The following is a 26,702-nucleotide window of genomic DNA, read 5'->3' on the forward strand; positions in this document are numbered from 1 at the left end:
CCATGAGCACCTCCTCCGCACAGCAATGGCGCAGCGCGCTGGGCGCCATTCGTGAGCGCGTCGAGAGCCTCGAGCCCCAGCGCAGCAATGGCCGCCTGGTACGCGCGACCGGCCTGGTGCTGGAAGCGGTCGGCCTGCGCCTGCCGGTGGGTGCCAGTTGTCTGATCGAGCTGGGCGCAAACCTGCCGCCGGCCGAGGCCGAGGTGGTCGGCTTCGCCGATCAGACCCTCTACCTGATGCCCATCGACCCGCTCAGTGGCGTCGCACCGGGGGCGCGGGTGTTTCCCCTCGGGCATGGCAATGTCGGCGAGCGACGCTACCCGGTCGGCGAAGCGCTGCTCGGGCGGGTCGTCGATGGCGTGGGTCGACCGCTGGATGGCCTCGGTCCGCTGGAAGATGTCGAACATGCGCCGCTGGAGAGCCGTCCGCTCAATCCGCTGGAGCGCGCGCCCATCGACACGCCGCTGGATGTCGGCATTCGCGCCATCAACGCCTTGCTGAGCGTCGGCCGAGGCCAGCGCATGGGGCTGTTCGCCGGCTCTGGCGTCGGCAAGAGTGTGCTGCTGGGCATGATGGCGCGCTTCACCGATGCCGATGTGATCGTGGTCGGCCTGATCGGCGAACGTGGGCGCGAGGTGCAGGAATTCATCGAGAACATTCTCGGCGAACAAGGCCTCAAGCGCGCCGTGGTCGTGGCCACGCCGGCCGACATGACACCGCTGCATCGCCTCAAGGGCGCCAGCTACGCGACACGCATCGCCGAGTCCCTGCGTGACAAGGGCCAGAATGTGCTGCTGATCATGGATTCGCTGACCCGCTACGCGATGGCTCAGCGCGAGATCGCCCTGGCCATCGGTGAGCCACCGGCTACCAAGGGCTATCCGCCTTCGGTCTTCGCCAAGCTGCCGGCGCTGGTGGAACGCACCGGCAACGGCCGGCGTGGCGGCGGGTCGATCACCGCCTTCTATACCGTGCTGACCGAAGGCGATGACCAGCAGGACCCCATTGCCGACAGTGCCCGCGCGATTCTGGATGGGCATATCGTGCTGTCGCGGCGCATCGCGGAAAGCGGCCACTACCCGGCCATCGATATCGAAGCCTCCATCAGCCGCGCCATGTCGGCGGTGGCGCCGGAGCGGCAGCTCACCCGTGCACGTCGCTTCAAGCAGTTCTATTCCAGTTATCAGCGCAATCAGGACCTGATCGCCATCGGCGCCTACCAGCCCGGCAACGACAAGGTGCTCGACGCCGCGGTGCGCCTGCACGAGCCGATGGGACGTTTCCTGCAACAAGGCACTACACAGCACGCAAGTCTTGCCGATAGTACGAACATGCTCGAACAATTGCTGGCCCAGCCATGATGGCCGCCTTCACCTGTCATTGATCGGGAATTCTCACTGAATGGCCATCTCATCGTCACGTTTCGACACCCTGACCCGGCTGAGCGAGCGCCGGCGTGATGGCGCTGCACGCCAGCTCACCAGTCAGCGTCAGCGTCAGGAAACCGCCGCCCAGCAACTGGTCACCCTCGAGCAATACCGTCTCGACTACTGCCAGCAGATGCAGGCACGCCTGACTCAGGGGCTGGACCCGGCCAGCTGGCACAACTATCAGGCCTTCATCGCCTCGCTGGACAAGGCGATTGCCCAATGTCGCATGCGGGTGGCCCAGGAACAGACCCAGACGCACCATCAGCATCAGCGGCTGGTGAAGGAACAGCAGACTCACGCGGCCTGGCAGGGCCTGGCGGATCGCGCCAGTCTGAGCGCCGCGCTGCAGGCACGTACCGCCGAGCAACGCCAGAGCGATGAGCAAGCCACCCAGGCCTGGTTACGCCGTGCCAATGGCTGAAGACGGCCAGTAGGAGGAGTGACACCATGACGGACACTGCACGCATCTCGATGTTGTCGGCCACCTCGCCAACCAGGGCGCCGACCAGCGCCAAGGCCTCCTCTGAGGAGACTCGCTCGCGCGACGATGTCAGCTCGGCTTCCTCTGAGAGCGCCTTCGAGGCACATCTGTCACGCGCCCAGCGTGAGGATCGCCAGCAGGACAGGCAAGCGGCGCAGGTGCAAGTGCAGACAGAAACGAAAGACGCACAGCAGCAGCGTATCGAGCGTCGCGAGGCCACTGAAGACAAGCATGCCCAGCACCTCGAGCAGACTCAGTCAGCGTCGTCAGAGGCCTCGCCCACTCCGGACCCGGTCGCTGCCGCCCTCCAGAATGGCAACCTCCCGCCTGCCCAGCCCTCATCGGCAAGCCCGACAGCAGGACAGCGATCAGCGCAGTCACTCGAGGCCTCACGGCTGGATAGCAGCGTCGAGCGCGGCATCTCGCGCATGCAACAGCTGCAGCAACTCACGCAAGGCGGCCAAGGCGCCTCTGGCAGCGACGAGGCAGCACTGAAAGCGGCAGCGGCAACGCCCGCTGGCGCGCAGGCACTCTCTTCAGCGGGCAGCACAGCGGCCAACTCGGCAGGCAACTCGGCGCTGCAAGGTGACTGGCTCGCCGCGCTGCGCAACCCTGCGGCGGCGGGGCTGGACGGCGCCATTGCGGATCAGACGCCCACCGGCAGGTCCCCCGCGACAGCGGCAGGCAGCCTGAGCACGGATGCGCCCTCCTCGCTGACGGATGGCGCGCTGGGCCCGCTGACCGAGGAGGCCATTGAAGGCATCACCGCCAAGGCCGACGGCGCCCTGCTTGATGCCAATTCTTCACGTAGCGGTGGCGATCAGTCCCTGCTCTCGGGTGCGTCAACGGCTGGCGTGTCAGTCGGTGCGTCGAGTTCGAGCGCTGCAGGCAGCACCGCCATGCTCAATGCTGCCGGCAGTCCAGCAGCCAATCCAGCGGGCATGGCGCCACAGGCGGGAGCCTTGATTCCCGCAAGCGTCGGCACACAGGCCTGGCAACAGGCACTCAGCGAGCAGGTGGTACGCATGCAGCTGAGCAAGTCGCCACAGGCCGAGATCGCGCTCAATCCGGCCAACCTGGGCAAGCTGACCATTCGCCTCAACATCGGCGAACAGGGCACCAGTGCACACTTCGTCGCGGGCCACCAACAGGTGCGTTCGGCTGTCGAGTCATCCTTGAGCGAGCTGCGTCAGGCGCTGGAATCCCGGGGTCACGAGCTGACGGCGATCAGCTTCAGTACTCCGGACGACACACCGGACGACACACCGGACGAGGCGGCGGACAACTCGGCCAATCAGGGCCAGTTCGCCCAGCACCTCGAGGGTCAGCCGGCGAGTGATGCCAACACAAGCGCTGACGCCATGGAGGGAAGCCTCGCCACGGGCAATCTCACAAGCAATCTCACAAGTGCAACCCAGGCAGCCTGGGGGCAGCGTGAATGGCAGGCATGACAGGCCTGGCGCTTGCCAGGTGCTTGTGTCAGCGGCTCCCGTCAGGTAGCTGTCAGATGAGCCCGTCTGACGCGTCATCATTCAAGTAAGCGCTCGCACGTGGCGTTATTCCGCCGTTCGATAACCACGCCTTCGGTCATACTGGCCCCGCTACCGACTCCAGGGACACCGCACCACGATGTCAACGATTATCACCACCCCCACCAGTCAGCGTCGCTCCTGGCTGCTGATCGGGGTCATCAGCCTGATGAGTGCCGTGATCGCGGCGCTAGTGGCCGTCTATTTCGCACTGCCGATGCTCAGTGATCAGAAGGCCGCACAGGACGCCGAGCCGGAAGTCGTGGTCGTGCCACCGCCGGTCTTCATGCCGCTGGCGCCCTTCACGGTCAACCTGGAGAGCCCGCGCGGCAATCGCCTGCTCTATATCGGCATCACGCTCAAGATGGCCGATCAGGACGCGGTGGCGCGCGTGGAAGAACTCAAGCCCGAACTCAAGAGCCGTCTGCTGCTGTTGCTGTCGGGCCAGAGCCCGGATGAGCTGATCACCCAGGCCGGCAAGCAGACGCTGCAGAGCACCCTGACCGAGGCGCTTTCGCGCCCCTACAGTGAAGGCGGCCAGCCACTGGCCATCTCCGGCGTGCTGTACAACGACTTCATCGTGCAATAACTGGCTATGGCTCAAGACGATCTGCTGTCACAGGACGAAATCGATGCTCTGCTCTCCGGCGTGAACGGTGACAGCGGTGCGACGGCTGACGCCTCGAGCACGCCCGGCGAAGCGCGCATTCGCCCCTTCGACCCGGCGAGCCAGCACCGCATCATCCGGGATCGCCTGCATGCCCTGGATATCATCAACTCGCGCTTCAGCCGCCAGTTCCGCATGGGGCTGTTCAACCTGATCCGCCGCGGCGCCGATATCACTGCCGGGCCGGTGCAGTTCCTGAGCTACAACGAATTTTCCCGCAACGTGCCGGTGCCAACCAACATCAACCTGTTCACCATGAAGCCGCTGCGCGGTACCTCGATGCTGGTGTTTCCGCCCAGTCTCGTATTCATGGTGGTCGACAGCCTGTTCGGTGGCGATGGCCGCTTCGTGACCAAGTCAGAGGGTCGCGAATTCACGCGCACCGAACAACGCGTCATCCAGCGCCTGATGCAGCTGGCCTTGAATGCCTACCGCGACGCCTGGTCGGCGGTCTACGCCGTGGAAACCGACTATCTGCGCAGCGAGATGCAGGTCAAGTTCGCCAATATCACCAGCTCTCCCAACGAGATCGTGGTGTGCACCAGCTTCCATCTGGAGGTCGGCAATCACAGTAGCGACTTCCAGATCTGCCTGCCCTACTCGATGATCGAGCCGCACCGCGAGCTGCTCTCGAGCCCGCTGCAGGAAACCAGCGCCGAGGGTGACAGCCGCTGGGGCGAGCGCCTGCGCAAGGAAGTGCGCGCCACCGATATCGAGCTGCACGCCGACTTTGCCAGCATCACCACCACGCTGGGCGCGCTGGCCGAACTTGCCGTGGGCGATGTGTTGCCCATCGAGAAGCCCGAGCGCGTCAACGCCTACGTCAACAATGTGCCGGTGCTCGAAGCCGGTTTCGGTCGCGCCAATGGCCACCGCGCCTTGCGCGTGACCCGTATCATCAATCATCCGATCAACACTGCCAGCGAGGACAGCGGCGATGAGTGAGCCCAATTCGCCAGACGCGCCCGCGCCCAAGGCCACCCCGAATTCCCCGACATCCGGCACTGACGACCCCTGGGCCGATGCGATGACCGAGCAGATGGGCGACGAGTGGGCCAAGGCGCTGGAAGAACAGCAGAGCGAGGCTGCCCCCCAGGGCGGCGACATCTTCGAGCCTCTCGATGGCAGCGGTGGCGGCGCACGTCCGCGCGAGCTGGACATGATCATGGACATCCCGGTCAAGATGACCGTGGAGCTGGGGCGCACGCGCCTGACCATCAAGCAGCTGCTGGAGCTGTCGCAGGGCTCGGTGATCGAGCTGGATGGCCTGGCCGGTGAGCCGATGGACATCCTGATCAACGGCTATCTGGTCGCTCAGGGCGAGGTGGTCGTGGTCGAGGACAAGTACGGTATCCGCATCACGGAAATCATCACCCCCAATGAGCGGGTACAGAAGCTCAACCGCTAAGGCTGTTCCTGTCATGACCTCCGATGCCCCTGACGGCGCGATCTTGCTGCCGGATGCCAGCCCCAATACCAATACCAACGCCACCACCCAGGCGCCGTCACCGGCCTTTCTCGGTAGCGACGCAAACATTAATGCCGACACAGGCCACAGCTCACCGCTGGGCGCGGCCAGCCTGGTCAATACCGGGCTGGCACTTGCCGGCGTGATCGGGGTGATCCTGCTGCTGGCATGGTTGATGAAGACACTCGGCGGTGCCCAGACACTGCGCGGCAATCGCATTGCCCTGCGCCCGCTGGCGCGTCTGGCGCTGGGTCACAAGCAGAGCCTGGTGGTGGTGGCGGTGGGCAATCAGCAATTGCTGCTGGGCGTCGGGCCGGCAGGCATCACCTCCCTCGGTGAGCTGACGGCCGAGAATGGCGGCCTGGTGCCCGCAGACGCTGGCAGCACTCCGAACGACGTATCGCTGACCTCGCCTGCCTCCGCAACAGGCAGTAGCGGCGCCGCGGCCGGCTTTGCCGAGCTGCTGCGCGACCGCCTCGCCAGACGCTCGCCGGCTGATGCACCTTCTGTTACGCCCCAGCGTGGTACTTCAGACAAGACAGATGACGCGGAGCCACGCTCATGACGGGGCTGGTGAGGTTGTCGCCGAGCTTGAAGAAAGCAGGAAGGCTGAAGACAAGAGAGCTGCTGACAGGGTTATTGATCGCATTGTCGGCATGCCTGCTAACCAGCCAAGCGGCGCACGCCGATGTGCTCAGCGGCCTGACCAGCCAGCCACTGCCGGACGGCGGCGAGTCCTGGTCGCTGAATATCCAGACGCTGATCCTGCTCAGTGGCCTCGCCCTGCTGCCGGCCGCCTTGCTGATGATGAGCGCCTTTACCCGCATCATCATCGTGCTGGGCCTGCTGCGCACCGCGCTGGGCACCGCGTCTGCGCCGCCCAATCAGGTGCTGGTCGGCATCGCGCTGTTTCTGACCTTCTTCGTGATGTCGCCGGTGCTGGAGCGCATCTACGACGAGGCCTGGCAACCCTATGACAGCCAGGCCATCAGCCTGCAGGAAGCCATCGAACGCGGTGGCGATCCACTGCGCGAATTCATGCTCGGTCAGGTGCGCGAGCCGGATATCGCGCTGTTCGCGCGCCTGGCCAAGGTCGAGGAAATCCAGACCCCGCAGGACGTGCCGTGGCGGGTGCTGCTGCCGGCCTTCGTCACCAGCGAGCTGAAGACCGCCTTCCAGATCGGCTTCAGCCTGTTCGTGCCCTTCCTGATCATCGATCTGGTGGTGGCCAGCGTACTGATGGCGCTGGGGATGATGATGGTGCCACCCGCCACCATCTCGCTGCCCTTCAAGTTGATGTTGTTCGTGATGGTCGATGGCTGGCAGCTGCTGCTGGGGTCGCTGGCCGAAAGCTTCTACTGAGAGAGCTGCTACTGAGCCAGGCCCTGACATCACGCCGTCACCGGGCTTTCTAGTCGTGACGCGCAACCGTGCACTGCCAGCCTCGACACCTCCCATCTGCCCATCGAGAACGCGCCGCCATGACACCTGAAGTCATCACCAGCCTGGCCTCGCATGCCATGTACATCACCCTGTTGGTGGCAAGCCCGCTGCTGGCCAGCGCCCTGTTCATCGGCCTGATCGTCAGCCTGTTCCAGGCCGCGACCCAGATCAACGAGATGACCCTGTCCTTCATTCCCAAGATTCTCGGCGTGTTCGGCACCCTGGTACTGGCCGGCCCCTGGTTGCTGGAGACGCTGATGGACTTCACGCGCAGCGTCTTCACCGGCTTCCCGCACCTGATCGGATGAGCGACGCCTGCATGAGCATCGCCAACAGACCTGACGCAAGCCCGGCGGGAGGACACCCTCTTGCCGAATGACCTGCTGTCCCCCGAGCATCTCCAGGCCCTGCTGCTGAGCGTGATGTGGCCCTTCGCGCGCCTGTCCGGCTTCATGATCAGCGCGCCGCTGTTCGGTCACCGCAGCCTGCCCACGCCGGTGCGCCTGTTGATGGCCTTTGGCCTCGCGCTGATCATCGCGCCGCTGGTCGATAGCCCGCCCCCGGTGGATGTGCTCGGCCCGGCCGCCGTCTGGCAGCTGGCATTGCAGATGGGCGTCGGCCTGGCACTGGGTCTGGTGATGCGCATCACCTTCGCCATCGTCGAGGCGGCCGGGGAGTTCATCGGCTTGCAGATGGGGCTGGCCTTCGCCAGCTTCTTCTCGGCCGACACCGGCACCAATACCCAGGTGCTGTCGCGTCTGCTGGGCATGCTGGCCATGCTGCTGTTTCTGGCCTTCAATGGCCATCTGCTGGTACTGGAAATCCTGGTCACCCACTTCCACGAGATTCCCCTCGACCTGCGCCGCATGGGGCCGGTCGGGCTCGAGAATCTGCTGCTGTGGAGCGCCAGCCTGTTCAGCGCCGGCCTGCTGCTGGCCTTGCCGCTGGTCGCCTCGCTGCTGGCGATCAACCTGGCGATGGGCGTACTCAACCGCTCGGCACCGCAGCTGTCGGTGTTCTCGATCGGCTTCCCGCTGACCCTGCTGCTGGGCATCGCGATGCTGTGGCTGATGATGCCGGGCATGACGGACTGGCTGTCGCTGTTGTTCCGTCAGGCGCTGGGCGCCTTCCAGGCCGTGCATGAAGGCCTGGGCACGACGCCATGACACGCAAGCACTGATCTGAAAAGCAATCACCAGCACGCAAGAGCCGCACCGAATGCCATCGCGAGAGCGAGTATCCAGTGCGGCTTTTTCATACTTCCTCGAACGCGGTCACGCCATCACTCAGCGCAGATAGTCGAACAGCGACATGCCCGAGATATCCGAGAACGCCTGCTGGGAGGCCTGCAGCCCCACCTGGGTCAGCGAGTAGTCGGAGATCGCCTCGTTGTAATCCAGATCGATCAGGTCCGAGCGGGTCGAGGCATAGTTGAGCTCACGGTCATCCCCGATGATATCCAGTGAATCCAGCTCGTTGAGCTTGGTGCCGACATCGGCGCGCACCGTCAGCACATTGTCGAGACTGTTGCTGAACTGGCGACTGGCGGTCGAGATGGCGTTGTTGAAGGCGGCCTGGTCGGCCTCGCTCTCGATCGGCGTGCTCAGCGCAGTGATCAGGCCATCCAGGTTGGCGAACAGATCGGCGCTGGCCTCGCCCTCCTCGACCACCAGCTGGGTTGCCTTGCCTTCTGCCTGTGCCTCAGCGACCTGTTGCTCATCACCGGACAGCGTCATCGACAGGCCATTGAATGCAAGCGTCATGCCATCGCTGAACGCCACGGGCGATGGCAGCGGGTTGCCTTCGCCATCCAGGATCGAGAGATCATTGCCGTCAGCATCGGTGCCGCTGATCGTGACGCCAGCGGCATCGATGCTGACGCTGTAGGCCGCGCCATCGACCCGCGCCGCGGCATCGACGACTTCCGGCCCCTTGAAGGTGATCGGCAGTGACGACTCGCTCTCGCTGGTCTGGCGGGCCAGCTGCTGATTGCCGGATGCCACGCCGCCAAAGATCTGGCTGCCGGTATGGTTGACCTCCATCAGGCGCGAGCTGTCGACGCGTTGCTGGCGCTGCTCATCATCGCCGCGATAGCTGCCATCCTCGCCAAAAGGCGCCGTGTCACCGCTCATGCCGCCGAACAGATAGTTGCCGTTGCCGTCGGTGCTGTTGGCCAGTCCCAGCAACACCTCACGGCTGCCTTCAAGCTCGGTGGCCAGCGCATCACGGTCACTGTCACTGAGGGTGCCGTTGCCCGCCTGCACGATCAGGCTCTGGACACGCGTGATGGTGTCGGTGACCTGATTGAGCGCGCTTTCCTCGATGGACAGGTTGTTGCGCGCCGTGGTGCGGCTGTCGCTGAACTGCTCATTGACGGCCTGGGACTGCGAGATCGTCACCGCCTGGCTGGCCGCACTCGGGTCATCCGAGGGATTGACCACGCGCTTGCCGGTGGCCAGCTGCTCGGACACCTTGGAGAACGCCGCCTGCTGATCCAGCATCGAGGTGACGCCCTGGGCATAGAGGGTTTGGGTACTGATGCGCATCACGGCCTCGTTAACGGATGTTCAGAATGGTATCCAGCACCGTCGACGCGGTCTGGATGACCTGGGCGTTGGCCTGGTAATACTGCTGATAACGGATCAGGTCCGCGGCTTCTTCATCCAGATTGACCCCAGAGATCGACTGGTCTGCCGCCGACAGCTGCTCGGTCAGGCCCTGCTGAGCCTCCAGGTTGACCTGCACCTGACGGGTCTGGTTGCCGACCTGGCTGACCAGTGACGCGTAGTGATCATTGAAGCTGCCGGCGCTGCCCAGGGCGTCGCTGCTCTGCAGAGACTGCAGGGCGAGAATGTTGCGGTTGTCGAGACTGGCATCGCTTGAACCCGCCGCGATCTCGGCACCCTCGTCGATCGCGACCCCGAAGGTGTCGGCGATATTGCGCGTCGGCTGGATGGTGAAGCTGTCACCGTCCGCCATGCCGGTGGCGGTGAACTCCAGGCCATCCTGGCGCATCACACCTTCGCTGTCCGGGGTCAGGGTCTGCACGGCGCCGCTGCTGAGGTTCTCCAGCTGGTAGGTGCCGCCGTCAAGACTCAGGCGGTAGTCATCACCGGTCAGCGCGACGCTGTAGAAGTCGTCACCTTCCTGCTGGGTGGCGGGGGCGAATGTCACCTCAAGGTCCGCTCCGGCGGCGTTGCCGCTGGCCGGCAGCACTTCCGGATCGCCGAGAGTGAAGAAGTCGCCCCCCGCGTTGCCATTGGCGTCGACACCGTCGGCGTGCTGGGCATTGAAGGTCAACGCCAGCCCCGCGGCCAACTGGCCGAGCTGGTTCTGGGTCGGCTCGAGGCTGTCGGCGCGGAAGCTCAACAGCCCGCCCAGGGTGCCGCCTTCGAGCTGCCCCTCATCGATGGCGCTGGTCACGCCCGGCGCCACGCTGTAGGTGACCACCGAACGACTCATGTCCTGCGGGTCTGGCTCCACGGCCAGTTCGTAATTGCTGCTGCCGTTGACCAGCAGCTGGCCATTGCCGAGGCTGACGCTCAGCCGACCATCCTGTTCCTGCACCTCGACGCCGACCAGCGACTGCAGGTCGGTCACCGCCTGATCGCGCTGGTCCAGCAGGCCCAGTGGCTCTTCGCCGGTACGCGCACGCGTCAGGGAAATCTGCTCGTTGAGCGAAGCGATCTGGCTGGTGGCCGTGTTGATGTCGCCGACCACATCGCCGAGCTGTGAATTGACCGCAGAATCCATGTCATCCAGATAGGCGGAGAAGGCATTGAACTGCCCGGCCAGGCTCTCGGCGCTGCCCAGCAGGCTCTCGCGCGCCGCCGGATCACTCGGCTGACTGGCCACGCCTTCGATGGCGCCGAAGAACTCCTGCATCAACGGCGCCAGGCCCGCCTCGTCATCGGCGAGCAGATTGTCGATCTGACTGATGTTGGCTTCGTGGGTCTCAAGCGCCGTGCTGGCGCTCATGGCGCTGTCCAGCTGCGCCGAGAGATAGCTGTCGGTCTGGCGGCTGATCGACGCCACGCTGACACCGCCACCACTGCTGCCACTCAGTTCGACCGTTTCACGGCTATAGCCCGGCGTGTAGACGTTGGCGATGTTGTTGCTGTTGGTGGCAAGCGCCGTCTGGGCGGCTTGCAGACCACTGACACCGATACTCAACATGCTGCTGGCCATGGCGTTTACCTGAAAGGAAAAATGGGAAAGAGGAGAAGGTGAATGACGCCACACCGGCGCACGGATGCTGTGATTATCGGCGCGTCAGACGCCAACTTGAGGCCCTAGGCAGCAATAGTTGCCAGCAATTCATCGACAGTGAATCGTCATCAGCGGCTCTAGCGGATCAGCGGCTCTGAACGGCCCATCGCCAACTGGATGGCCCCTGATGCAGTGCTTTCACTGCCAGTACCGATCTCTTTATCCGCCGCAGGCGCCATATCCGTCGCAGACGCCACAGACGCCACAGACGCCACACCCGTCTCAGACACCGCATCCGTCGCAGCCGCCATCTCGACCAGCGGCTGAGCATCGCGCGCATCGAGGGCAAACAGCGGCGCAGAAGCCTCAAGCAGCCCGCGCGGGGAGCTTGAGTTGGCGGTTGCGACAGACGATGACGCAGGCACGGCATCGCGTGTCGCCAGGCGGGTTTCCGCTGTCTCGGGATGGCCGCTGGCCTCCAGCGGGCCGACCCGACTCATGATCGAGATCAGCTTGTCGGCATAGTGCGGGTCAGTGGCGTAGCCCGCCTCCTGCAAGGCGCGCGCGGCACTCTCGGCGTCCGGCGACCGGGTCACGTGGGCATAACGCTGGGCGCCGGTCAGCAGCGCGGCATGATCGCGCAGCGCACTGGCCTGATCGGGATAGACGCGGAAGCTGTCCTCGAGACGCATGCGGCGCCCGTCGCGGTATTCGGTGGTCAGCACCGTGGTGCTGTCGCCCTGCCAGCTGCTGCCGGCCTTGATGCCGAACAGGTTATGGCTGTCGGTGCCGGCCTCGGTGTGAATGCGGCGCTCACCCCAGCCCGTCTCCAGCGCGGCCTGGGCCAGAATCAATTCTGCGGGCAGCCCGCTTTCACGACTGGCCGCCTGAGCGGCGGGGCCAAATTCCGCCACGAAGCGCTGCACATTCTCGGGCTGACGACGTTGTTGCTCGCTGAGCGCTGCCATGTCGGTCACTGCCACCGGGCTGACGGTGGCAGACACGTCTTCCTTGCCTGTCGTCGCCATCGGCAGCTCGGCGTAGATGCCTCGCGCCGTGTCGCCGGGCGCCAGCGTATCGAGCATCGCCATGAAGCCGGCAACCTCGTCTGCGGCGCGTGTCTCCACCGCCGCCTGCCAGTCATCTTCGCGAGCCGCGCCCACCTCGGGGGTCAGCCCTACCGCCGACAACCAGCCACCGGCACCCTGTTCATCGTCCGGCTCACCTTTCACTGCTGCGCTGGGGGACATTGCAGTGCTGCTATCCGTGCCCGTCGCCGTGTTCGAAGACAACTGCTGAATCAGGATCTTCGACAGGCCGATACCGTCGCCGACACTGGCCAGTTGCTGGGAAAGCTGCTGGTCCAGCATCGAGGTCATCATCTCTTGCTGCTGGGAGCCGGTCAGCGCTGAGTTCTCGGTGGCCGAGCGCATCTGCTTGAGCATCATGTTGAGCATCAAGGCCTCGAATTGGCGCGCACTCTCCTCCAGCGCCTCCTGCTGGCGCTCGCCGCCACTGCTGGCCGCCCCCTTGAGGCTCGCCAGACCCTGGGTATCGAAGGCCAGACGACCGGCATCCACGTTGGCACCGCTACCAAGCACACTCATCAGATCACCTCGAGATCAGCACGCAGCGCACCGGCTGCCTTGAGCGCTTCCAGAATCGAGACCAGGTCCTGCGGCGTGGCGCCCAGCGCATTCAGGCCATCGACGACCTCCTGCAGGCTGGCAGTCCCCTCGACCATGCGCAGCGCACCGCCCTGCTGGTTCACGCTGATATCGGGGTCATTGACCACTGCCGTCTGCCCCTGGGACAGCGGCGCAGGCTGGCTGATCACCGGATTGGCGTCGATCACCACCGACAGGTTGCCGTGGGTGACCGCAGCGCGCGCCAGGCGCACTTCGGAGTTCATCACCACCGAACCGGTCCGCGCATTGACCACCACACGCGCACGCGGCACGCCCAGGGCGACCTCGATGTTCTCGAGCCTGGCGATGAACCCGACACGCTGACTGAGGTCACGCGGTGCCTGCACCACGATATCGCGGCTGCTGAGCGGCGAGGCCAGCGAGCCCCCGAAGTTGCGGTTGATGGCGCTGGCGACGTTCTGGGCATGATTGAAATCGCCCTCGAACAGGTCGAGATGGATCACGCCATTCTCATCACCGAGACGCGTCGGCACGCCGCGCTCCACCGTCGCGCCACTGGGAATACGCCCGGCCGTGAGCTGGTTGACCTGCACGCTGGAACCGCCGGCCTGGGCACCGGCGCCACCGATGATCAGATTGCCCTGCGCCAGCGCATAGACCTGGCCATCCACGCCCTTGAGCGGCGTCATCAACAGGGTCCCACCGCGCAGACTCTTGGCATTGCCCAGCGACGACACCACGACATCGATGGGCTGACCGGAGCTGGCGAAGGCCGGCAGGCTGGCGGTGACCATGACCGCCGCCACGTTCTTGAGCTGCATGTTGGTGCCCGACGGCACCGTCACGCCCAGCTGGGAGAGCATGTTGGTCAGACTCTGGCCGGTGAACGGCGCCTGGGTGGTCTGGTCCCCACTGCCATCCAGCCCCACCACCAGGCCGTAGCCGACCAGCGGGTTGTCGCGCACGCCGCGCACCTGGGCGAGGTCCTTGATGCGATCGGCCTGCGCCGACTGCAGCGTCAAGGTCAGGCAGCTCACCAGCATCAGGCAGGCGGCCAGCGCAGCGCGCCAGCGGGGATAAGGGAGCATCTCAGGCATCGGATAGCGACTCATGATGGGACAGCGTGGTGAGAAATCGGGACAGGGCAATTCTCTACAGAACATGGCACGGCAATCGCCACGCAAGGCTCAGAACGGCGCCAGATTGAGGAAGAAGCGCTGCATCCAGCCCATGTTCTGTGCCTCGTTGATATAGCCATCACCGACATATTCGATGCGTGCACTGGCCACCTGTGTGGACTGCACCGTATTGGCCGAGGAAATCGTGCGCGGATTGACCACTCCGGAGAAGCGAATCGACTCGGTGCCTTGATTGATCGCGATGCGCTTCTCGCCGCGCACCTCCAGATTGCCGTTGGGTTGCACCTGACTGACCGTCACGGTGATGGTGCCGGTGAAACTGTTGTTGGCATTCGAGCCACCGCTGCCGGTGAAGTCATTCTCGCCCTCGATATCGGCATCGGTGCCATCCAGCAGCCCCGTCATGAAATCGGGGATGGCGGTCAGCGAGAAACCGAGGCTGCCGTCGCGGCTGGCATTGCTGGCCGAGCTCTTGCTGGCGCTGACATTCTCGTCGAGCAGGATGGTGATGATGTCGCCGATAGCACGCGGGCGGCGATCCTCGAACAGCGGCTGGTTGCCATACAGCGGCTGGAAGATGGCGCCATTGGCCATCGGTTCCGGACGCGGCTGCATCGTCGATTCCATTGGCGTGGTATCGACCAGCGGCTCGCTGGGGATATGGGCACACCCGGCGCCTACCAGCGTCATGGCCAGCATCGCCAATCCGGCCAGCGCGCGGCGCATGCGACGCCAGCCAGGCAACGCCAATCCGGGCATCGCCAAGCCAATCTGGCGTGGGCAAACAGCTGACAGGGATGGCAGCGCCACCACCGGGAGATCACGCGAAAGCGACATGCGACAACCCTTACATCTGGACCAGACGCTCCAGCATCTGATCGGTGGTGGTCACGGCCTTGGAATTGATCTCGTAGGCACGCTGGTTCTGGATCATGCCCACCATCTCTTCCACCACGTTGACGTTGGAGGTCTCGACGAAGCCCTGATAGAGAGTGCCCGCACCATTGAAGCCCGGCACGTTGTCACTGCGCGGCCCCGAGGCATCGGTCTCGGAATACAGATTCTCGCCACGACTGAACAGGCCCGTCGGGTTGATGAAGGTGGACAGCTGCAGCTGACCGACCTCGGTGCTGTTGGTGGAACCGGGCTGGGTGACGCTGACCACGCCATCGGAGGCGATATCGACACTCAGGGCATTGGCCGGAATGACGATCGCCGGGTCCAGCGGGTAGCCACTGGCGGTGACCATCTGGCCGGTGCTGTCGAGCTGGAAGGAGCCATCGCGGGTATAGGCATTGGTGCCATCCGGCAGCATCACCGCGAAGAAGCCCTGACCATTGATCGCGACATCCTTGGAGTTCTCGGTCTGCTCCAGATTGCCCTGGATGTGCAGACGCTCGGTGGCCACGGCGCGCACCCCGGTGCCCACCTGCAGCCCCGAGGGCAGCTCGGTGGTGGCAGAGGAGGCAGCGCCGGGCTGGCGCATGTTCTGGTAGAGCAGATCTTCAAACACCGCGCGCGACTGCTTGAAACCATTGGTCGAGACGTTGGCCAGGTTGTTGGCCGTGACGTCCATCTGCATCTGCTGAGCTTCAAGACCGCTCTTGGCTGTCCATAGGGCACGAATCATCAGGGGGCTCCGCCGTGATTACGGGGTCAGTCGGTACCAAGCAGGCTGTTGCCACGCTCGGCCATGCGCTCTGCCGTATCGATGCTCTTCATCTGCATCTCGAAACTGCGCGCGTTGTTGATCATGGCGACCATCGCGTCGGTCGCCGAGACGTTGCTGCTCTCCAGGGCACCGGAGACGACCCGTACCAGCGGGTCGGCAGCCAGCGGTGGCGCGGCCTCACCCGCCGCAGTCGGCGGCTGACGGAAATAGCCGTCCTCGCCGCGCACAAGCGCCGGGCTGCCGGGAATGGCCTCGGGATTGACCAGCTTGAGCTGGGCCTGCAGCACCATGGTGTCAGGCGCATCCGCCGCCGAGCGCGCACTCACGCTGCCATCGGCGGAGATATGCACGATGGCGTTGAGCGGCAGCTCGATCGGCCCGCCATCGCCCATTACCGGCAAGCCGCCGGAGGTCAGGACGCCATCGGCATCGATATGCAGCGCGCCGTTGCGGGTGTAGAGCTCCTCGCCATTCGCGCCCTGCACGGCCAGCATGCCGGGGCCGTCCAGCGCGACATCCAGCGCGCGATCCGTGGTCTGGATCGTGCCCTGGGCCATCGAGGCGCCCGTGGTGGTCAGCTGACTGGAGACGCGTGTCGCCAGCCCTTCGCCCTGCACATCCACCGCCCGCGACAGTGTCAGCATCTCGCGAAAGCCGGTGGTCGAGAGGTTGGCCAGGTTATGACTGGCGACATCCTGAGCCGCCAGGCTGCGCTGGGCGCCGCTCATGGCGGTGTAGAGCATTCTGTCCATCCGCTATTCCCTCACACCTTGCCGTGTTGCCGTCAGCGCCCGCCCCTCAACGCCCGCTCTTGATGCGCTGGTTCGCCGCAGAGTACTGACGCTCGAGATGACCCGGTTCGCCTCGACATCTCTGCTGTTTTCATTGCAGAAGACGAACCGCGTCACATGTCAGGAGTGGCATTAGCGCATGTTGATGACGCTTTGCTGGACCTCGTCCTGGACCTTGATGGTCTGGGCGTTGGACTGATAGTTGCGCTGAGCGATGATCAGATCGACCAGCTCGGTGGTCAGGTCGACGTTGGAGGCCTCGACGACCCCGGATTGGACCTCACCGAAGACGCCCTCACCCGGCACACCGACCAGCGGAACACCCGAGGAAGCGGTGGCGACCCAGCCGTTGTCGCCATTGGGCTGCAGACCCTGCTCATTGGCGAAGTTGGCCAGCGCAATGGTGCCCAGTGTCTGCTTGAGCTCATTGGAGTAACTGCCGATCACGCGGCCATCTTCCTCGAAGGAGACGCCGACAAGACTGCCGGAGGTATAACCATTCTGGGACAGGGTGATGACTTCAAAATCGTTGGCATATTGGGTGCTGCCAGTGAAGTCGATACTGAAACTAAGATCACTCGCGCCATTGGCCAGGGCGTAGGTCTGGGCCGTCTGACTGTAATCAAGCAGCTGACCGCCCGCCCCGAAGGTGATCACCTCTGTCTGAGGATCAAAGTCGACAGAAGGGTCAGCGACGCCTTCGTCGATCTGTTCCTGCAATTCCGCAGCCTTGCTGGAAAAGTCCATCACGTGATGGACGTTCCAGGTGTTATTTTCGGTCTTGGCATAAAAGGACGTCACGACATGTTCATCGCCAAGACTGTCATACACCGTCATCGCCGAGGCGTAGTTGTAGGTCGCGGCATCCGTCGGATCAAAATCGGCAGTGGCCGGCACAAGGTCCGCGGCATCCAGATTGAGCGCGACTTCAGCGCCATAGACCTCGAGAGCGATGTTGTCCTGCGTCGCTTTTGCCGCCAGAGGGGCTGTCGGAATCTGCAATACCACGGGTTCCCCGGTGACACCTTCACCGGAATAGCCTGTCAACTGGGCACCCTGGGCCGTGACGATATAGCCCTCGGCATCGATGTTGAGCTGGCCATTGCGCGAATAGACGATCTGACCACTGGTGTCCGAGAAACGCAGGAAGCCATCTCCGGAAATCGCCAGATCGAGATCGCGTCCGGTGGATTCCAGCGAGCCGGAAGTGAAGTCCTGGGCAACGGATGCCAATTGCACCCCGATCCCCGCTGCCTGTGAGCCGGCATAGATGTCGGAGAATTGCGCCTCAGAGGATTTGAAACCCACCGTTTCCGAGTTGGCGATGTTGTTGCCGATCACATCCAGATTGGTAGAAGCCGCACTCAAACCGCTCAATGCCTGTGAAAACGCCATGGTCTGTCCCTTTGATCGCGATGAAGATGAAAGCCCGAGACCTGTCAGCGAGCTCGGGGGCGGCCAAACGGCCTGAAACTGGTGGCCCGTCCGGCGGGCTCGCTGGCGCTATCCCGGCGCCATGGGCTCAGCTCAAAGCACCTGACGCACGGCGTCCAGACTGACGACACCCAACACCGGCCCCAGGTCCAGCTGAGCGCCGCTGTCGGTCTGATTGACACCACTGACCACGCCATAACTCAGCGTCTGCAGGTCGTCATAGCTCTCGCCTGCCCGCTCGGCCGTCACGGCCAGCTGGTAGGAGCCATCGGCGGCTTCAGTGCCATCATCCAGCAAACCGTCCCAGACGAAGCCATGAATACCCGCCTCCAATGCGCCCAACTCGAAGGTCTTGACCACACTGCCATCCGCGCCCAGCACCTCGACGGTGGCATTGTCGACATCGTCGGCCAGCTCAAGACCGAAGGGTGTCGAGGTCGCGTTGCCCACCAGCACCGCATTGCCGCCGACCAGCACGCCCTGATCGAGCAGACTGGCCGCCTGCAGCGCTTCACTGCTGGAAATCTGCGCCGTGATACCCTCAAGGGTGGTGTTGAGTTCTTCGATACCACTGACGGTGCTGATCTGGGCCAGCTGCGCGGTCAGGTCGGAATTCGACACCGGGTCCATCGGGTCCTGGTTCTGCATCTGCGCCACCAGCAGGGTCATGAACTGATCATTGAGCTCCTCGGTACTGCTCACCGACTGCGTGCTGTCGGTGACGCCGGAGGTCGTGGTGGTCTGGTTGATGCTGTTGAGCACACTGGTGTCTAGCGTCGCCATGCGGTTACCCGAAATCAGAAGAAGCGGTCAGAAGGCCAAAGCCCTGAGCGAGGGTCATTCACCCAGCGTCAGCGTCTTGCGCAGCAGGGACTTGGAGGTATTGAAGACCTCGACATTGGCCTCGTAGGACTTGGAAGCCGCGATCATGTCGACCATCTCGGCAACCGGATCGACATTGGAGAAGGTCACATAGCCCTGCTCGTCGGCGAGGGGATGATCGGGGCGATACTCCTGGCGCGCTGGGGCATCGCTCAGCTCCACCGAGCTGACCCTGACACCACCGAGGCCTGCACTGCGTGACGCCATCTGTGTCGCCAGACCGCCACCGGCCAGGTTGGCCGTCGCCAGCGAGGCATTGGCCTGTCGCGCGAGGGGCGCGTACTCGAACACCACCTGACGCGCCTGATAGGGTTTGCCATCCGGGCCCGCCACGCTGTCGGCGTTGGCCATGTTGCTGGCCACGGCATTGATGCGCTGCGACTGGGCCGCCATCGCGGAACCCGCGACGTTGAAGATGCTGAACGCTGCCATCAACTGTTCTCCGATTGCATGGCCAGACGCAGGCCCTGGATCTTGCCGGTCAGAAGCTCAAGGCTGGCCTCGTAATGCAGACTGTTGTCCGCGAAATTGACCCGCTCCACATCCATGTCGACGGTATTGCCGTCCAGACTCGGCTGTGTCGGCACGCGATAGAGCAGGTCCGCGCCCAGCGACAGCCCCGCCCCGCTGGCGGCCTGGTGGCCGGCCTGGGTCGTGTTCAGCGCAAGCGGCCCCGGCGCGGTATTGCCCGCCGTCGCCTTGGCCAGGGTGGCGGAGAAGTCCATATCGCGTGCCAGATAGCCCGGCGTGTCGGCATTGGCGATATTGGTGGCCAGCACCTGCTGACGCTCGGCGCGAAGGCCCAGCGCCTGCTGGTGAAAGCTCATTAGGGAATCAAGTCGATCAAACATGGAAGTGCCCCGCTGTCGGCACCTCGCCCTGATGTGAGCGAGGGAACATCCATCGATGAGCTCACGCGTAGGGGAGCATGACGGAAAGCAGGACTGAGAATAGTCAGCCAGCGCCAGGATGAAGGTAAGAACAAGCCACTTTATCGCGGCTATTTCTGGCCATGCCGGTGTCAGGGGCGGCTTACAATCTCTCGCGGCACTGATCCAGCACCTGAACCTTGTGCCCTGAACCAGGGGCGCTTGACCCCGCCTTCCGCCCCGGACGCCACTCGCGATGAGAGACAGCATGCCGAAAATCAGCGTAGCGAAAGGTCTGTCTGTGGCTAGAGGACTGTCTGTTGCAAAAGGCCTGACGACAGCAAAAGGCTTGTGGCGCACCATCGCCAGCACCGGACTGTTGGTACTGCTGCCCGCGGGGGCCGCTGTGCATGCCAACACCTCAGACGCGATCGGCTCTGCCATTCAGCTGTCTGCCGCCCAGGCATCAGCATCAGCCTCAACAACAGCGCCATCAGTCAAAGACGCGCAGACACGCGCCGTCGAAGCTTTGCGCTGGCAATTGAGCGACATCTTCACCGCCGAGGACAGCGGCCCCGTCAGAGTGCGCATGCCCGGCGAGCCGCCACTGGGCGCGCCCAGCGAGGCCTCCGTACAACTCGAGCTGCGTCGCCTGCCCGCCCGCCTGAAAGATTGCTCGGCTCCCCAACTGAGCCTCAATGCCGCGCGCAGTGACCGCCATACACCGGGTCTCAAACGCCTGCAGCTGCTGTGCGCCAACGGCCAGCAACATATCGTCAGCGTTCGCATGGAACGCTTCGCCTGGCGCCTGAGCACGCCACAGCCACTTGCGAGCGGCACCCCACTGGCACCCGCGAGATTGGCGCCGGTACTGACGCCACTGGGCAAGTTGCGTGGCAATGGCTTCGAGAGCGCCGCGGCGCTGTCAGGCTTCGAGGTACGCCGCCGCCTGCGCGCCGGCGAGGTCATCACCCGCAACAGCGTGCGCGCCATCCCGCTGGTAAACTTCGGCGATACCGTGATCTATCAGGTCAGCGGCACAGGCTTCAGCATGCAGCGCAGTGCGCGGGCGCTGGAGGCTGGGGGGCTCGATGAGCGCATCCGCATCGAACTCGCCCCGGGCGACTGGGTGCGCGCCCGCGTCATCGGGCCGCGGCGGGTAGCACCATGATGACTTCAGTTGAGATTAGATGAGCCGAGCTGATCCGCGCCGGACCAGCCCGAGTCATCCTGTTGACTGTGCACGTCCAGCCACGACACGCTGACGCACCGGAACGAGACGCTGACGCTCAAAGGCCGAAATGCTTGATACTGACAAGCAGCGACCCGCACCAGATACCTCATTCCTGAGGGACCATATTGCCTGCGTGGGGTAAAGCTTGTGCTGGCATGGCCGATAGTCGATTCAAGCGCGCAGATGACGCACGCAACCCATCCATGACAGGCTCGTCGTCGAGCCCGGCCCGACGGCCAGAGAGGACAGTCAATGAAGATTGAACATGGCGGCCCGATACAGCGCAGCGACACTCAAGCCCCGCGCGAACTGCGCCCCGAGACGGCCAAGGACACCACCGCCACCACGGCGGCGACCTCCACGGCCGACTCCACCCAGGTCGAGCTTTCCAGCAGCGCGATCGATGCAGGCCAGGACATCGACCAGGCGCGCGTCGACAGCCTCAAGCAGGCCATCGCCGATGGCAGCATCAAGATCGATGTCGACCGCATCGCACAAGGGCTGATCGATGCCTTCGAAGGTGACGCATGACACTCGATGACGCCTCGACGGCCTTGCTGAGCGAGATCTTTTCCGGCCTCGAGCAGGAGCTGAATGACTTCATCGCCCTGCTCGAGGAAGAACAGCGCCTGCTGGGCCAACGCCTGCCAAGCGCGGCAGACCTTGAGGCCTCGCGCGAAGCCAAACTGGCCAACGCCGCCCGCCTGGAAGCGCTGGAGAGCCGCCGGCGCAGCTGGCTGAGCAACGCAGGACTCACCAATGACCCACTGGAACTGCATACGGTGCTCGCCAGCCAGCCGGTATTGGCTACCCAGTGGTGGCATCTGGTGACGCTGACACGCCGCGCCCAGGCACGCAATCGCCTGAATGGTGAGCTGATCGGTCAGCGCATGGCGCTGCACAGCAAGATTCTCGACAGCTTGCATCAACGTTCCCCCGGCCATTACGGCGCCGATGGGCGTCCGGCAGCGGGCGCCTCACGCCTGAACGTCTCGGCCTGAATGACCCGCCTTGACTGTCCTGGCCTGGGCGTCCTGACTTGAATACCTAAGGCGTGAGGCCTCGGGCTGTACACCCAGACTGCAACGCCGCCCCTGCGGACCCAGAGATACGTGAGACCCAGAAACACGCGAGGCCCGGCATTCTGCCGAGCCTCCAGACACTGCTGCTGCACGCCAGTCACTAGCCAATCAGCCAGCGATCGTCAGCCACTCATCGCAAGTCATTCAAAGCCAGTCCCCTTTCGCTGACAACGCTGCCAGTCACGCACCTTCCAGACTCTCGACGTCGATCACCAGCTGGATGTCATCCAGATGTGCGGCCGGCTTGAGTACGCCACGTCCATTGCGATAGACCTTCAGCGAGAAAGGCGCCGTCGCCAGCTCCCGGGTGGGCAGGGTCAACTTGCCACGCCTCGCCGCGAGCATGGCGCAGCGCTCCTCCAGGCAGAGCATGACCTGCCACTCCCCCGGCGCACGCGTGAGCGAATAGCGCCAATGAATCGCGGTGACGCGCGTCCTGTCAGGCGCCATCAGACCTGAATCACGCACGGCATCTGCCACTGCCAGAGGGCGCATATACCAATGCCCTCGCTGAGCGATGGTCAGCGACTCGACGGACATCATCACCGCCGCGCTGGCGGCCTGCACCGGCGTGGACAGCATCGCGGCCCACAGCGCTGCTGCCGTCATCAAGGCCGCCATCGGTGCCGTCCTGCTTTTTGGCTTCGCACTCAGCTTCGCTCTCGACGCCACTCCCGCCCTGGATTTCCTGAATCCTGTCACCACTCGCCTTCTTCTCTGCACCGCTGACTCCTTCAGATCCGTCTTGCTGCAGACGCTCGACACACCCCTTGCCGGCGCCTTCCCTGTCGCACTTCTCTGCCTTTGCGGCTTATTGTCGTCATTCACTTGCTCAGTGGTGAGCCGCGCTGGCGTCACGCCGCACGCCCCCCGATCATCTGCGTGACCCGCAGCTCGCGGTCATCGGGAATCTCTGCCTGGGACAGCACCGCCAGGCTCTTGAAGCGACGACGCAGGAAACGCCCCACCAAGGGTCGCAGCGCATGCCCGACTACCAGTACGCTGGGTTCGCCATTGGCGTCCTGCGCGGCGACGGCATTCTCGGCATGCTGCATCAAGGTATCGGCAAGGCCGGGCTCCAGCGCATTGCCGCTGCTCAAGGCCTGCATCAGCACCTGCTCGAGCTGCGCCTCCAGACCGATCACGCGCAAGACGCGTTCGGCGCCGAACCAGTACTGGGTAATGGCACGCCCGAGGGCGACGCGCACCATGGCGGTGAGGTCGTTGGGGTCCTTGCTGTGCGGGGCATGCTCCGCAAGTGCCTCGAGGATGGTGCGCATGTCGCGAATCGAGACCTCCTCATCCAGCAGGTTGTGCAGGATGCGCTGCAGGGTGCCCTGACTGATCAAGGCCGGCACCACTTCCTCCACCAGGCCGCCATCCTGCGGGCCCAGCTTCTCGAGCAGCTTGCTGACCTCACTGCGCCCGAGCAGCTGATCGGCATGGCGGGTCATCAGATGATTGAGGTGGGTCGTGATCACGGTCGGGGTGTCGACCACCGTGTAGCCATAGACCTGGGCCTGCTCGCGGGTTTCCGGCTCGATCCAGGTGGCAGCCAGGCCGAAGGCCGGCTCGGTGGTGGCCACGCCCGGCAGCTTGCCGGACACCTTGCCCGGATTGATCGCCAGCCAGCGGCCCGGATAGGCCTCGCCCCGCCCGACCTCGGCGCCCTTCAGGCTGATGACATACTGATTGGGCCCGAGCTCGAGGTTGTCACGGATATGTACCACCGGCGGCAGGAACCCGATCTCCTGGGCGTACTTGCGACGCACCCCCTTGATGCGCGCCAGCAACTCTCCGCCCTGGCGCATGTCGACCATCGCGATCAGGCGATGACCGACCTCCATCGCCAGCGGCTCCACCAGTCGCACGTCATCCCAGCTGGCCTCGCTGACCTCCTGCACGGCCGCTGCAGGCGCGGGCGCCGCCTCTTCCTTCGCCTCGCTGCTGACCTCCTTCTCGCGCTGAGAGGCCCACCACCCCAGCCCCGCCAGCAGCAAGGTGAAGAGAATGAAGACCATGTTGGGCATGCCCGGCACCAGGCCCAGCAGCCCCATCACGCCAGCCGCCAACCATAGTACCTGCGAGCTCTTGAACAGCTGGCCGATCATCTGCTGACCGACGTCTTCATTGGTGTTGACCCGCGACACCATCACGCCCGCGGCGGTCGAGATGACCAGCGACGGAATCTGGGCCACCAGACCATCGCCGATGGTCAGCAGCGTATAGGTGCGCGCCGCATCGGACATGCTCAGGTCGTGCTGCCCGACCCCGATGATCAGCCCGCCGATGATATTGACCACCATGATCACCAGTCCCGCCACCGCATCGCCACGCACGAACTTGCTGGCACCGTCCATCGAGCCGAAGAAATCGGATTCCTGCGACACTTCCCGGCGGCGCTCGCGCGCCTGGTCTTCGCCGATCAGGCCGGCGTTGAGGTCGGCATCGATCGCCATCTGCTTGCCGGGCATGGCGTCCAGCGTGAAGCGTGCGCCTACCTCGGCGATACGCCCGGCACCCTTGGTGATGACCATGAAGTTGATGATGACCAGAATCGAGAACACCACCAGGCCGACGGCGAAGTTGCCGCCGACCAGAAACTGGCCGAAGGCCTCGATGACCTTGCCCGCCGAGTCACCGCCGTTGTGACCTTCCAACAGCACCACCCGCGTCGAGGCGACATTGAGCGACAGGCGCAGCAAGGTCGAGAACAGCAGCACCGCGGGGAAGGCCGAGAAATCCAGCGGCTTCTGCGCAAACATGCTGACCATCAGGATCATGATCGACAGCGCGATATTGAAGGTGAACAGCAGATCGAGGATGAAGGGCGCCAGCGGCAACACCATCATCGACAGGATCATCATGATCAGCAGCGGCCCGGCCAGCACCTTCAGCTGGCTGGAGGTGTTGAGCCCCACGCGGTCAAACAGTGTCAGCAAGGTATTCATGCAAGCGGCTCATCGATCGTGAAGGGCGTTGCGCGTGCGGCGCAGCGGCCCGGGCTTGGGGAGCAGAAATGGCGGTCAGTCATGGGGTTCGGGCAGCAGGACGGTTATCAAGTTCGGGCCTCAACTTCGATCATCCGCTTCGGTCATCAACTGCGGTCATCAACTGCGGTCATCAACTTCGATCAGCCACATCGCTCATCAACTTTCGACACGAGGACCCGTCGTCGCGTCACCGTCTGGCCCGGGCTTGGCGCTGGGCTGGAACACCGCCCCGGCATCGGCGTCATGAGAATCATGATCAGAAGACATCGCGCCTGCGGCTGAAGCCTCAGCTTCGGCTGCCGGCTCCCCGTCATCACGCTCGGCGCCTAGCGGGCCAGCCTCCTCAGCCGCGCCTTGCGTCTCCTCCAGCACCTGATACTCATCGGGAACGGACAGATCTGCCGGCAGGCTCGGGCGCAGGCCACCCTGCTGGCGCGCCCGCTTGAGTCGCATCGCCCAGGCCAGCACCTCGGCGATGACCTGGTAGAGCGCAATGGGAATTTCCTGCTCGAGATCGACATGGGTGTGCAGGGCACGCGCCAGGGGCGGCGCACTCAGCATCGGCACCCCGTTCGCCTCGCCCACTTCGCGAATGCGCAGCGCCACCTCATCACGCCCCTTGGCCACCACCCGCGGTGCGCGCATGTCGCCCTCGTGATAGACCAGCGCCACCGAGTAGTGCGTCGGGTTGTTGACGATGACATCGGCAGTGGGCACGGCGCTCATCATGCGCGCACGCGCCATGGCCTGCTGCTGCTGACGGATGCGCGCCTTGATCTGCGGGTCGCCATCCGTCTCCTTGTGCTCGCGCTTGATCTCCTCGAGGCTCATGCGCAGCTTCTTGGCGTGACTCCACAGCTGATACGGCACATCCATCAGCGTCGGCACGATCAGCATCAATATCGCCAGCGCCGTACAGCGCGCCACGATCGCCAGTGCATCCGCCATGGCGTTGCCCAGCGGCATCATCATCAAGGCCATCAATTCCTGGCGCTGGGCATGCAGATACATCACCACCACACCACCGACCAGTATCGACTTGGCGATGGTCTTGAGCAGCTCGGCCAGCGCCTGGGAGGACACCATCCTGCCCAGCCCCTTGACGGGATTGAGCTTGCCCAGCGACGGCGCCAGCGACTTGGTGGAGAACATCCAGCCGCCCAGCAGCACCGGGCCGACCAGCGCCAGCACCATCAGCAAGGCGAACAACGGCAACAGTGCCAGCAAGGCCTCCTGGCCCAGCATCAAGGCATTGGCAAGCATCACGCGACTGTCGAGTGCCTGAGCGCGATCAAAGCCGAACGAGGCGCCCAGCACACGCTCCAGGGTGTCGCCAAGCGGCCCCGCCAACAGCCACAGGCCTGCCGCACCTCCGCCCAACAACAGAAAGGTCGCAAGCTCCCGCGAGCGGGGCACCTGCCCTTCCTCGCGGGCCTTCTGTATTCGGTGGGGCGTGGCGTCTTCTGTCTTGTCGTCGCTGCTCTGCTCGTCAGCCACCGGCTACTCCGCTTGCCTGGGATCGCATCTGCCTGAACTGCCCGGAGCATGACGCTCGCTCACACTGGCGCGCACGACGAACGCATCATGCCGAGAATGGGCCTCATTGTGCCAAGCACGGCGGGGATCAAAGCGCGGAATAGCGCCCAAAAACGCCCTTGCCCGCCACACGGGACGTGGACGGGCAAGGGGATGAAGAACAAGGACCAGCAGGTGCCACTACCGGGAAGACG

Annotated in this window: 27 protein-coding genes; 13 read left to right on the plus strand and 14 right to left on the minus strand. The window is 64.3% G+C overall.

Going from position 1 to position 26,702, the window contains the following annotated elements; all coding sequences use genetic code 11:
• The first annotated feature begins 2 nt into the window (after nt 1–2).
• The 10 genes from fliI (at nt 3) to fliR (ending at nt 8,184) form a co-directional block, all read left to right on the plus strand.
• Nucleotides 3–1,361, plus strand: coding sequence for a flagellar protein export ATPase FliI (fliI, locus tag H2O77_RS09275; protein WP_215822729.1), 1,359 nt, complete (start codon nt 3–5; stop codon nt 1,359–1,361).
• A gap of 40 nt (nt 1,362–1,401) precedes the next feature.
• Nucleotides 1,402–1,851, plus strand: coding sequence for a flagellar export protein FliJ (gene fliJ / locus H2O77_RS09280; RefSeq protein ID WP_215822731.1), 450 nt, complete (start codon nt 1,402–1,404; stop codon nt 1,849–1,851).
• A gap of 26 nt (nt 1,852–1,877) precedes the next feature.
• On the plus strand, nt 1,878–3,362 hold the full coding sequence (locus tag H2O77_RS09285) for a flagellar hook-length control protein FliK (RefSeq protein WP_215822733.1): 1,485 nt from the start codon (nt 1,878–1,880) through the stop codon (nt 3,360–3,362).
• A 178-nt stretch (nt 3,363–3,540) separates the two neighbouring features.
• On the plus strand, nt 3,541–4,029 hold the full coding sequence (gene fliL, locus H2O77_RS09290) for a flagellar basal body-associated protein FliL (RefSeq protein WP_215822735.1): 489 nt from the start codon (nt 3,541–3,543) through the stop codon (nt 4,027–4,029).
• Nucleotides 4,030–4,035: 6 nt separating this feature from the next.
• Complete coding sequence (gene fliM / locus H2O77_RS09295; RefSeq protein ID WP_215822737.1) at nt 4,036–5,052, plus strand: flagellar motor switch protein FliM; 1,017 nt, start codon at nt 4,036–4,038, stop codon at nt 5,050–5,052.
• On the plus strand, nt 5,045–5,515 hold the full coding sequence (gene fliN / locus H2O77_RS09300) for a flagellar motor switch protein FliN (protein ID WP_215822739.1): 471 nt from the start codon (nt 5,045–5,047) through the stop codon (nt 5,513–5,515). Before fliM ends, fliN begins: the two co-directional genes overlap by 8 nt.
• 13 nt (nt 5,516–5,528) lie before the next feature.
• Nucleotides 5,529–6,140 (plus strand): flagellar biosynthetic protein FliO, encoded by a 612-nt coding sequence (gene fliO / locus H2O77_RS09305; RefSeq protein ID WP_215822741.1) that lies wholly within the window; start codon nt 5,529–5,531, stop codon nt 6,138–6,140.
• 74 nt (nt 6,141–6,214) lie between these two features.
• Nucleotides 6,215–6,937 (plus strand): flagellar type III secretion system pore protein FliP, encoded by a 723-nt coding sequence (gene fliP, locus H2O77_RS09310; RefSeq protein ID WP_276315193.1) that lies wholly within the window; start codon nt 6,215–6,217, stop codon nt 6,935–6,937.
• Between the two features lie 119 nt (nt 6,938–7,056).
• Nucleotides 7,057–7,326, plus strand: coding sequence for a flagellar biosynthesis protein FliQ (gene fliQ, locus H2O77_RS09315; RefSeq protein WP_054556620.1), 270 nt, complete (start codon nt 7,057–7,059; stop codon nt 7,324–7,326).
• 60 nt (nt 7,327–7,386) lie between these two features.
• Entirely contained in the window at nt 7,387–8,184 is a 798-nt protein-coding gene (gene fliR / locus H2O77_RS09320) for a flagellar biosynthetic protein FliR (protein ID WP_240548563.1), read from the plus strand.
• Nucleotides 8,185–8,304: 120 nt separating this feature from the next.
• Here the strand turns inward: fliR and flgL are convergent, their stop codons facing one another.
• The 11 genes from flgL to flgB form a co-directional block, all read right to left on the minus strand.
• On the minus strand, nt 8,305–9,564 hold the full coding sequence (gene flgL, locus H2O77_RS09325; protein WP_215822743.1) for a flagellar hook-associated protein FlgL: 1,260 nt from the start codon (nt 9,562–9,564) through the stop codon (nt 8,305–8,307).
• A gap of 10 nt (nt 9,565–9,574) precedes the next feature.
• On the minus strand, nt 9,575–11,206 hold the full coding sequence (gene flgK, locus H2O77_RS09330) for a flagellar hook-associated protein FlgK (protein ID WP_215822745.1): 1,632 nt from the start codon (nt 11,204–11,206) through the stop codon (nt 9,575–9,577).
• 158 nt (nt 11,207–11,364) lie between these two features.
• Nucleotides 11,365–12,834, minus strand: a complete 1,470-nt coding sequence (flgJ, locus tag H2O77_RS09335; protein ID WP_215822747.1) for a flagellar assembly peptidoglycan hydrolase FlgJ — start codon at nt 12,832–12,834, stop codon at nt 11,365–11,367.
• Entirely contained in the window at nt 12,834–13,919 is a 1,086-nt protein-coding gene (locus tag H2O77_RS09340; RefSeq protein ID WP_063124270.1) for a flagellar basal body P-ring protein FlgI, read from the minus strand. Before H2O77_RS09340 ends, flgJ begins: the two co-directional genes overlap by 1 nt.
• A gap of 144 nt (nt 13,920–14,063) precedes the next feature.
• Nucleotides 14,064–14,774 carry a flagellar basal body L-ring protein FlgH gene (locus H2O77_RS09345; RefSeq protein WP_215824549.1) on the minus strand — a complete coding sequence of 237 codons (711 nt, stop codon included), beginning with the start codon at nt 14,772–14,774 and terminating at the stop codon, nt 14,064–14,066.
• An 88-nt stretch (nt 14,775–14,862) separates the two neighbouring features.
• Nucleotides 14,863–15,645: a flagellar basal-body rod protein FlgG gene (gene flgG / locus H2O77_RS09350; RefSeq protein ID WP_215822749.1), complete on the minus strand. Its 783-nt coding sequence runs from the start codon at nt 15,643–15,645 to the stop codon at nt 14,863–14,865.
• Nucleotides 15,646–15,671: 26 nt separating this feature from the next.
• Entirely contained in the window at nt 15,672–16,439 is a 768-nt protein-coding gene (locus H2O77_RS09355) for a flagellar basal body rod protein FlgF (protein WP_215822751.1), read from the minus strand.
• Nucleotides 16,440–16,610: 171 nt separating this feature from the next.
• Entirely contained in the window at nt 16,611–17,873 is a 1,263-nt protein-coding gene (flgE, locus tag H2O77_RS09360) for a flagellar hook protein FlgE (protein WP_054556611.1), read from the minus strand.
• A gap of 132 nt (nt 17,874–18,005) precedes the next feature.
• Nucleotides 18,006–18,695 (minus strand): flagellar hook assembly protein FlgD, encoded by a 690-nt coding sequence (locus tag H2O77_RS09365; RefSeq protein WP_131432086.1) that lies wholly within the window; start codon nt 18,693–18,695, stop codon nt 18,006–18,008.
• A 54-nt stretch (nt 18,696–18,749) separates the two neighbouring features.
• Nucleotides 18,750–19,226, minus strand: coding sequence for a flagellar basal body rod protein FlgC (gene flgC, locus H2O77_RS09370; protein ID WP_054556609.1), 477 nt, complete (start codon nt 19,224–19,226; stop codon nt 18,750–18,752).
• Nucleotides 19,226–19,645, minus strand: coding sequence for a flagellar basal body rod protein FlgB (gene flgB, locus H2O77_RS09375; protein ID WP_215822752.1), 420 nt, complete (start codon nt 19,643–19,645; stop codon nt 19,226–19,228). The genes flgC and flgB overlap by 1 nt, the downstream gene beginning before the upstream one ends.
• Nucleotides 19,646–20,012: 367 nt before the next feature.
• Between flgB and flgA the strand changes: the two genes are divergently transcribed.
• From flgA to H2O77_RS09390, 3 genes are all read left to right on the plus strand, one after another.
• Complete coding sequence (gene flgA, locus H2O77_RS09380; RefSeq protein ID WP_215822754.1) at nt 20,013–20,834, plus strand: flagellar basal body P-ring formation chaperone FlgA; 822 nt, start codon at nt 20,013–20,015, stop codon at nt 20,832–20,834.
• Between the two features lie 315 nt (nt 20,835–21,149).
• Nucleotides 21,150–21,428 (plus strand): flagellar biosynthesis anti-sigma factor FlgM, encoded by a 279-nt coding sequence (flgM, locus tag H2O77_RS09385; RefSeq protein ID WP_054556606.1) that lies wholly within the window; start codon nt 21,150–21,152, stop codon nt 21,426–21,428.
• The gene (locus H2O77_RS09390; RefSeq protein ID WP_215822756.1) at nt 21,425–21,898 is read left to right on the plus strand and encodes a flagellar protein FlgN; all 474 of its coding nucleotides are present in this window, start codon (nt 21,425–21,427) and stop codon (nt 21,896–21,898) included. Before flgM ends, H2O77_RS09390 begins: the two co-directional genes overlap by 4 nt.
• A gap of 261 nt (nt 21,899–22,159) precedes the next feature.
• Here the strand turns inward: H2O77_RS09390 and H2O77_RS09395 are convergent, their stop codons facing one another.
• The 3 genes from H2O77_RS09395 to flhB all read right to left on the minus strand — a co-directional run bounded on the left by H2O77_RS09395 (nt 22,160) and on the right by flhB (nt 26,469).
• Complete coding sequence (locus tag H2O77_RS09395; protein ID WP_215822758.1) at nt 22,160–22,600, minus strand: flagellar protein FlhE; 441 nt, start codon at nt 22,598–22,600, stop codon at nt 22,160–22,162.
• 233 nt (nt 22,601–22,833) lie between these two features.
• Nucleotides 22,834–24,930, minus strand: a complete 2,097-nt coding sequence (gene flhA / locus H2O77_RS09400; RefSeq protein WP_131432092.1) for a flagellar biosynthesis protein FlhA — start codon at nt 24,928–24,930, stop codon at nt 22,834–22,836.
• A 198-nt stretch (nt 24,931–25,128) separates the two neighbouring features.
• Nucleotides 25,129–26,469, minus strand: a complete 1,341-nt coding sequence (gene flhB, locus H2O77_RS09405) for a flagellar biosynthesis protein FlhB (RefSeq protein ID WP_215822759.1) — start codon at nt 26,467–26,469, stop codon at nt 25,129–25,131.
• Nucleotides 26,470–26,702: the final 233 nt, after the last annotated feature.

The sequence above is a fragment of the Cobetia sp. 4B genome (assembly GCF_018831605.1).
GTDB lineage: Bacteria > Pseudomonadota > Gammaproteobacteria > Pseudomonadales > Halomonadaceae > Cobetia > Cobetia amphilecti.